We start from the raw sequence: 8081 nt of genomic DNA, 5'->3' as shown, positions 1-8081 counted from the left end.
ATAAACCTCATGTTCGTCTGATTTCTGCTTTCTTCAATTCAAGAAGTTACTTTAGCTTCGCTTTTAGAGATTCCCATTGAGATTCTGGTATTCCCATCTGTCTTAGTGCATCATCTGCTTTATGTCCGTTTGTTATAAGATTGCGCAAGATTTTAATTGTCGCTTCTTCTCGACCTTCTTCTCGACCTTCTTCTCGACCTTCTTCTCGACCTTCTGCTCGTCCTTTTTCTAGACCTTTTTTCTCGCCTTCTTCCAATTTATGCTTCATCATACTTTTATAATCAAGTATTTCCATCTCGCGGTTCAGATAAGCTGCATAATTTTCAGGATCTTTCATAAAGCTGTTCCTTATATCGATTGCCTTTCCTAGAATTAGGTCTCGCTGCATAGCATCTTCCTCTCCTCTGGTAAGCTTACCAGAAAAATAGGCCAGCCACTTTTCAGCTCGACTCATTTCAGAGATTTTCTTCTTTTTAAACTTCTGAAGCTCAAGAAAATGCAGCTCCAGAAGAGGTGTAATCGGTTCTCTGTCATCCATATTACAGATTTTAGCAGTACAGTGAGGATTCTGCTTTGAATCGTTCTCAAAAATATTGAATTTGAGCAAATTGATACAGATAACAGGTTTAAGTTCATCGTATGTTTCTCCCTTTAGCAGCGAACCAGTATAGAGTTTTGCCCAGTAGAAAAGACTCCTTCCTATCCATGATGGCTCATTTGCAACCTGAACCTCTATATCTATCTTCTCTCCTGATACCAGAGTACAGCAGATGTCGAGTCTGGAGATTTTCTCATAGGAGTATTCAGCATGCTGCTCTGTATCTGTATACGTTAGGTCGGTAATCAGATTATCAGATTCTCTCTGTAATATCGCATTTAAAAAATCGATAAGAATATCCTTATGTGAAAACAGTTTCTTGGCAAAAGCATCATTGGTAGTACTGATGTGACCTGCAGCCCTCAATCTCGTCAAAGATTTTCTTTTTGCGTATATCTATATTTGATTCTGACATTTAGAATTCTCCAAATAAAAACAAAATTTGAAAGAAAATCATAAATGACAATTTTTCAGGCCTTCCCGTAAGCATATCCATTTTTTCGTGAATTCCGGATAACTATTTGATTTTTCGAATTTCAGATTTTTTTCTGATAAAGCTCGTCTCTAGTAAGTGCTACTGTTTTGGTCAGTATAACAATAACCAATATAATTAAATCTTTAATACTGGATTTCTGTCTCTTATTTTGGATAAAAATAATTATCAGTTGTGCTCGTTTTTGTGAAACATAAGTTAATATATTCCCTGAATTTTAAGGAATTATTGATATGGAAAAGAGCTATCAGATTAAAGGAATGTCATGTGCCGCCTGTGCCTCGAAAGTAGAGAAGGCCGTCAGTGGTATCAATGGTGTTTCCAGAGCAAGTGTTAATCTTATGAAAAACACCTGTTCTGTTGTTTTTGATGATGCTCTTGTATCAGATGAGAATGTAATTGCTGCTGTAGATTCCGCTGGTTATGAAGCTGTGATTTCAAAGCAGGGCAATCTGTTTTTGGATGATGAAACTGAACTTAAACAGATTCGTGTCAGACTATATATTTCTCTTACTCTAACTGTATTCATAATGCTTCTCTCCATGGGGCATATGTTTTCTCTGCATCTTGTTCATAATGGTTTTATTAATGGCTGTCTTCAGGGCGCAATGTCCTTAATCGTAGGCATTCTGCAGAAACAGTATTTTATAAGTGCGCTAAAGGCCTTAAAGCACGGCGGCTTCAATATGGACTCCCTGGTGTCAACAGGTGCAGCAGCTTCCTTTATTTATTCAGTATTTTCTCTTTTAAATGTTGAACTGACTGATTCCTTTGAAGTCCTTTCATCTGCTCATCCGGTATTCTTTGAAGGTGCTGCAGGAATACTAACCTTTGTTGCTATCGGTAAGTATATAGAAAACAGAGCTAAGCACCGTACTTCATCTGCAGTGAGTGCTCTTTACGATTTAGCCCCTAAATCTGTCAGTGTAAAGCGTGACGGAAAAGTTGTTCCAGTACTTATTGATTCTGTGTCCATAGGGGATACTGTTGTTTTAAAGGCTGGAGACAAAATCGGTATAGACGGTGTGGTTACCTCAGGTTCTGCCCATATTGATGAAAGTGCTCTGAGCGGAGAGAGCCGTCCTGTTAAAAAAGAGCTATCAGATGTAGTTAGTTCGGCAACCTTTGTCCTTGATGGTTATCTTGAGGTTGAGGTTAAAAAGGTTGGAGAGGAAACCACCTTATCAAAGATTATAAGAATGGTGGAAAACACAGCCCAGACCAAGGTGCCTATTGCAAGAATTGCAGATGTGGCAGCCTCATATTTTGTACCGGTTATTTTTGCAATAGCAGCTCTGACTTTTATTGTATGGTACTTTGTTTTATCGGCAGAGTTTTCTCGCTCATTATCCTTTGCAATCAGTGTTCTGGTTGTGTCCTGTCCATGTGCTTTAGGACTAGCCACCCCGGTTGCCATTATGGCTGGTACCGGCAGAGCTGCCAGAGAGGGAATTATCTTCAAATCCCCAGAGGCTCTGGAGATTTTAGGACGTTCTGAGGTGATTGCCTTTGACAAGACCGGAACTTTAACCTGCGGTACCGTGAGTGTGGTTGCCAAAGAATGTCTTGATGAGAATATTCCGCTTAATATTGCATCATTATATGCAGCTTCCATTGAGGGCAGAAGTTCTCATCCTATAGCCAGAGCTTTCTATACTCCTTCTGCTACTCTTCTTGAGGTGGAGAATTTTAGCTTTGAAAAAGGCCTTGGAGTAAATGCTCTGATAGGTGGAAAGAAGTATTATGTCGGCAATGAAAAACTATTAGATAAGCTTGGAATCAGTCTTACTGCTGATGTTGGCTATAAGCTTGAAGAATTCCAGAAGGGCGGCTCCAGTGTTGTCTTTTTGACTGATGACTCTCATGCAATTGCATTTTTTGTTCTGGCTGATCCTCTGAAAGCAGAGAGCTCCAATCTTATCTCAAGATTTAAGTCTGCCTCTGTCAGAACTCTGATGCTGACCGGAGATGCTGAGAATACTGCAGAGCAGATTGCAAATAAGCTAGGTATTTCCGATTATTCCTACCGTATGCTTCCTGAGGATAAGCTTAACAGGATAAAAGCTCTTCAGTCAGAGGGAAAGAAAGTGATCATGGTTGGAGACGGTATCAATGACTCAGCCTCTCTTTCTCAGGCTGATGTGGGTATCGGTCTTAAAGGCTCAATGGATATTGCCTTATCCTCCTGTGATGTTATCCTTTTAAAGGAAAGAATTACAGATATCTACAATGCATTTCTGATTTCTCGTGCAACAATGAGAAACATCAGGCAGAATTTGTTCTGGGCTGTTGTATATAATGTTCTGACTATTCCTGTAGCCTGCGGTGTGTTATATCCGGCTTTTAAAATCACACTTTCTCCAATGCTGTGTTCTATACTTATGGGAATCAGCTCTGTCTGTGTGGTCAGCAATGCCCTGAGACTTACCGTATTAAAATTCGACAGTCCTGAAAATATAAAGGAGAATGTTTTTATGAAAAAGACCATCAGTATTGAAGGTATGATGTGTAATCACTGCTCCTCCTCAGTAAAGAAAAGCCTTGAAGCTCTGCCTAATGTGAGTGATGTTGAGGTAAGTCTTGAGGATAAATGTGCTACCCTTAATACTACAGATGATTCCTCAGATCCCCTGTTAAAGGCTGCCGTTGAAAGTGCCGGTTTTAAGGTAATCGATATAAAATGATAGATTTGGATTCCTCTGATTTACAGCTGCTGTGCGCTCTAAGAGAGGACTGCCGTCTTTCCTTAAGAGACTTAGGCGAGAAATGTTCACTCTCAGCTCCTGCTGTATCTGCTAGAATCAGACGATTAGAGCAGGCTGGTGTGATAAGAGGCTATACTGTTTCCTTAAGTGACAGTGCTTTTGCACTTGAGGTTGAGGCTCTGATTTATACCAAGGTAAGATTTGACAGTATTTCTGCATATCTTGAGTATATGAGAAGTGCTCTTGCAGTAAGTGCCTGCATGAAGATTGCCGATGAATATTCCTACATGGCCATAGCCTCATTCAGGAGTATTTCTCAGCTGAATAATTTTGCGCTGTATCTTGAAGAGAATTTCGGTCAGTGCAGAATCAGCATTATTCTGAAAAAAGAATTTATAAACAGAGTTCCTTTGAACTTTGAAAAGAAAAATTAAAAATTTGTTAATAGTACATCTTAATTTAGAAGGAAAGTCCTATGTGGGATTACACAGATAAAGTTAAAGATCATTTCCTGCATCCACGCAATGCTCGTGTTATTGAGGATGCCAATGCCGTTGGCGATGTTGGTTCAATCATCTGCGGTGATGCATTAAGACTGATGCTTAAGATTGATCCTGTAACCGAGGTTATTGAGGATGCTTCATTCCAGACTTACGGCTGCGGAAGTGCTATTGCTTCTTCATCAGCTCTAACCGAGATGCTGAAGGGTAAGACTTTAAAGGAAGCTGAAAAGATCACCAATCAGGAGATTGTTGATTATCTTGGCGGTCTTCCTCCGGAGAAAATGCACTGTTCTGTAATGGGCCGTGAAGCTTTAGATGCTGCAATTGCCAACTATCATGGACAGTCCTACGAAAATTCTCATGATGACGGTGAGCTGGTATGTCACTGTTTCGGTGTTGGTATCAACAAGATTAAGAAGGCTGTATGGGAAAACCATCTGACCACCGTTGAGGAAGTTACCAACTATACCAAGGCAGGCGGTGGCTGTGGCAGCTGCAAGATGAGAATCGAAGAGATCATCGATGAGGTCTGGGTTGATCTTGAAAAGTGCGGTGTACCACGTCCTGGTCATGCTCCAACCCCAATACCATCAATTACAGTTGCAACCTCAACAACTTCATCACCAGCTTTCAGCTCTATCGGTACTGTAACCTCAGCTAAGGGTGCAAGCGCAGCTGTAAATGCTCAGATCGACGAGAAGACTAAATCATCTCCAATCTATGAGGATGTAATCAAGATCCTAAAGGAAGTCAGTGAAGGTTTAACTGACGGTTCAAAGGTTGAGCTTGATGCTATTTCCGGTGCCGATGTTATTGTTAAGCTCGAAGGTCCAGCCTCATCAGGTATGATGAAGGATATGACCCTTGGCTATCTAAAGCAGAAGCTAACAGACGGAACCGGTCGTCAGATCAACGTAACTACCAGATAAGAGAATTTTATAATAATGAATACAATGGATTTAGGCGCAGGTCTGGGCGGTATCTACCTGGACAATAACGCTACTACTCAGATTGATCCCAAGGTTGTTGAAGCAATGCTTCCATACCTTAATGTTTACTTCGGAAATGCCTCTTCTCAGCACGGTTACGGTGTACCGGTTGAAAAGGCTATTGAAAAGGCCCGTGAACAGGTTGCTGATTTTTTAGGTGCCGAGCATCCTGATGAGATCATCTTCACCTCCTGTGCAACCGAGTCTGACAATACTGCTTTATGGTCTGCTCTATGGTCACAGAAGGGCAAGACAGAAATTATCACTACTCCTGTTGAACATCCTGCAATTATGCAGACCTGTGATTTTCTGGCCTCTCACGGTGCTACCATCAAGTACCTGAAGGTTTCTGGAAAGGGAGATATCGATCTTGATGAATTTGAGAGTCTTCTGACTCCTCAGACTGCCTTAGCCTCAGTAATGTGGGCAAATAATGAGACCGGTAATATCTATCCTGTACCTGAGCTTGCTGAAATTGCCTACAAGCACGGTGTTATGTTCCATACCGATGCTGTTCAGGCTGTATCCAAGATCCCTGTAGATCTGAAGAATACCAAGATCAATATGCTGTCCTTCTCAGGACATAAGATCCACGCTCCTAAGGGTATCGGTGTTCTGTACGTCCGCAGAGGTACACGTTTCATTCCTTTCATGAAGGGCGGTCATCAGGAGCGCGGTCGTCGTGCCGGTACTGAGAACGTACCATATATTGTAGGTTTAGGTGTAGCTTGTGAGCTGGCCAAGAAGCATCTTGAGGATGTAAGCTCAAGAGTTAAAGCTCTGCGTGACAAGCTGCAGCAGGGCATTCTGTCATCAATCCCAGAGTGTTTTGTTACCGGTGATGAGTCAAGACGTACCGATAATACCCTGAATGTGGCTTTTAAGTTTGTTGAAGGTGAGGCTATTCTGCTAATGCTCAATGAATACGGAATTGCCGCTTCATCAGGTTCAGCCTGTTCATCTGATTCACTTGAGCCATCTCATGTGATGAGAGCTATGAATGTTCCTTTCTCAGCAGCTCACGGAACCATTCGTTTCTCTCTGTCCCGCTTCACCACTGAAGAGGAAATCAACAAGACCCTAGAGGTTCTGCCTCAGATCATCTCAACTCTTCGCAGTATGTCTCCATACTGGAAGGAGGGCAAGCCTCAGATTCAGGGCCTTGACCATGAGTTTGATGCCGACAGCAAGGAAGTTAGAGCCTAAGCTGTAAGTTAAAGATGTGATCTGAAACTTTTCAGATCACATTCTTTAAGTTTTTTTTATTCCTTCTGTTTTTCTGTTTCTTGCCTTTAATCTGCTTTACCTGCCATTTTTTCCAAAAAAACACTAATTTTTTTGTCAATCTTTTTCAAATTTTTTTTTGACAGACAGTTTTGCTGTTCATTTTTTTCTCTGTAAATACAAGGCACTTTATCTGCAGATGGTAAAAATAACTGATAAAAAGTGATTTATATCACGCTTATTCACAGCTTAATAACAAAAAATAATGTGATACTCTCCTCATCCTCGTTCCGGATTTGAACCTATTATCTAAAAACCCCCCTTTGTATTTTTTACAAAATATGAGGTATGAGTATGTCTGGAAAAAATCTATTGCTTGGCTCTGTGATTGTCTTCAGCTCCATATTTGTAAACATGTCATTTGCTGAAGAAGAAGCTTATGATAACGAATATTTTGTTGCCCGGCTGAAAAGCCAGATTCTGGAAGAGGAAGATAAGGTAAAAAAACTAAAGACTCTCCTGGATAACTACCAGAAAGGTCTGGTGGATGAAAAGAAGATTGCTGCGCTTCAGGCACAGATCTTTGCCGGTAAGAATCCTGCTCAGATAAATTTCTACGTAAAAAGTCTGTTCGGACAGGATTACAGGGAGGGTACTACTGACATTCTTGTACCTGTAGGTTATCGTCTTGAAGCAGATCCAAGAGAAGGACTCTTTTTCAGAAACTGTGTTCTGGATTCTGTGTCATCTGCAGAAGCCGCTGACTGTGCAAGTACTGTAGAAAAAATGGTGAATGAGGAACTTTCAACTACCTACAATCAGCTCAAGATTCAATGTAAAGAGCGCGGCTGTGATGATGCGCTGTTTAATATGCAGGACTCCTGGAATACCTATAGAGAAAACAGTTACAAATTTATGGAATCCTTCACCGGACAGAGTGTCATACAGGCTAGCAATGGAATGCAGAAGGATTTCTGGAATGAGGAACTTATCAAGCAGCTGAAGGTCTTAAAGAATATCAGTTCCTTTATTGAAAATGAAAAATAGTGTTTAAGCTACACGAATTCCCCAGTCAAGGATGTGGTCTGTTTCAGATCACATCCTTTGATTTTCCTGTTACTGCCTTTTTTCCTCGTTATTTCTGTAATTTCTATGCATTATTAAGCTTTTTCAGTTTAAGAAATCCGCTAGTTTGGATCTATAAAAACCTATAAAAATATACCAATATCTATAAATTTATAGGTTTTCTACCTAATTCCTGTTTCAACACTGCTGGTTGCTATCCCATTTATTTCTAAATCAGATAACAGAGCCGTCAGCTCCACAGGCTATATGGTGACACCTCGGATGTCAATCATTCTGTAAAACTTTTTGACTGGCGCTGTCCATTGCGGAACTTCAATCGTAACTCATTGTTAAATCAGGCATTGTCTGCCTGATTTTGATTTCTTTTCAGACAATAAAAATATATTGGAAGCTAATCCAATTATACCTTCGGACAGGAGCAGTTGCCCTAGGGCAGGATCACTTTTTGGCTATAGTTCGTCCTTATTCTGTAACTCATCCTTA

Annotated in this window: 6 protein-coding genes; 5 read left to right on the top strand and 1 reads right to left on the bottom strand. The window is 40.7% G+C overall.

Features of this window, described 5'->3' with window-relative positions:
* Nucleotides 1-46 precede the first annotated feature (46 nt).
* Complete coding sequence (locus tag BM308_RS12835; RefSeq protein WP_177214458.1) at nt 47-973, bottom strand: Rpn family recombination-promoting nuclease/putative transposase; 927 nt, start codon at nt 971-973, stop codon at nt 47-49.
* A gap of 351 nt (nt 974-1324) precedes the next feature.
* Here BM308_RS12835 and BM308_RS12830 point away from each other — a divergent pair, with 351 nt between their 5' ends.
* The 5 genes from BM308_RS12830 to BM308_RS12810 all read left to right on the top strand — a co-directional run bounded on the left by BM308_RS12830 (nt 1325) and on the right by BM308_RS12810 (nt 7559).
* Entirely contained in the window at nt 1325-3775 is a 2451-nt protein-coding gene (locus tag BM308_RS12830) for a heavy metal translocating P-type ATPase (protein WP_074945756.1), read from the top strand.
* Nucleotides 3772-4230: an Lrp/AsnC family transcriptional regulator gene (locus BM308_RS12825; protein WP_074945754.1), complete on the top strand. Its 459-nt coding sequence runs from the start codon at nt 3772-3774 to the stop codon at nt 4228-4230. The genes BM308_RS12830 and BM308_RS12825 overlap by 4 nt, the downstream gene beginning before the upstream one ends.
* A gap of 41 nt (nt 4231-4271) precedes the next feature.
* Nucleotides 4272-5228 carry a Fe-S cluster assembly protein NifU gene (nifU, locus tag BM308_RS12820; protein WP_074945752.1) on the top strand — a complete coding sequence of 319 codons (957 nt, stop codon included), beginning with the start codon at nt 4272-4274 and terminating at the stop codon, nt 5226-5228.
* Nucleotides 5229-5243: 15 nt separating this feature from the next.
* Nucleotides 5244-6494, top strand: coding sequence for a cysteine desulfurase NifS (gene nifS, locus BM308_RS12815; protein ID WP_074945750.1), 1251 nt, complete (start codon nt 5244-5246; stop codon nt 6492-6494).
* A gap of 372 nt (nt 6495-6866) precedes the next feature.
* A complete protein-coding gene (locus BM308_RS12810; protein WP_074945748.1) occupies nt 6867-7559 on the top strand; it encodes a lysozyme inhibitor LprI family protein in 693 nt (230 codons plus the stop codon).
* The last annotated feature ends 522 nt before the right edge of the window (nt 7560-8081 follow it).

It is taken from the genome of Succinivibrio dextrinosolvens, from assembly GCF_900116345.1.
GTDB classification, from domain to species: Bacteria; Pseudomonadota; Gammaproteobacteria; order Enterobacterales; family Succinivibrionaceae; genus Succinivibrio; species Succinivibrio dextrinosolvens_B.
The sequence above is the reverse complement of the archived record's forward strand: the minus strand, read 5'-3'. Positions and strand labels throughout refer to the sequence as shown.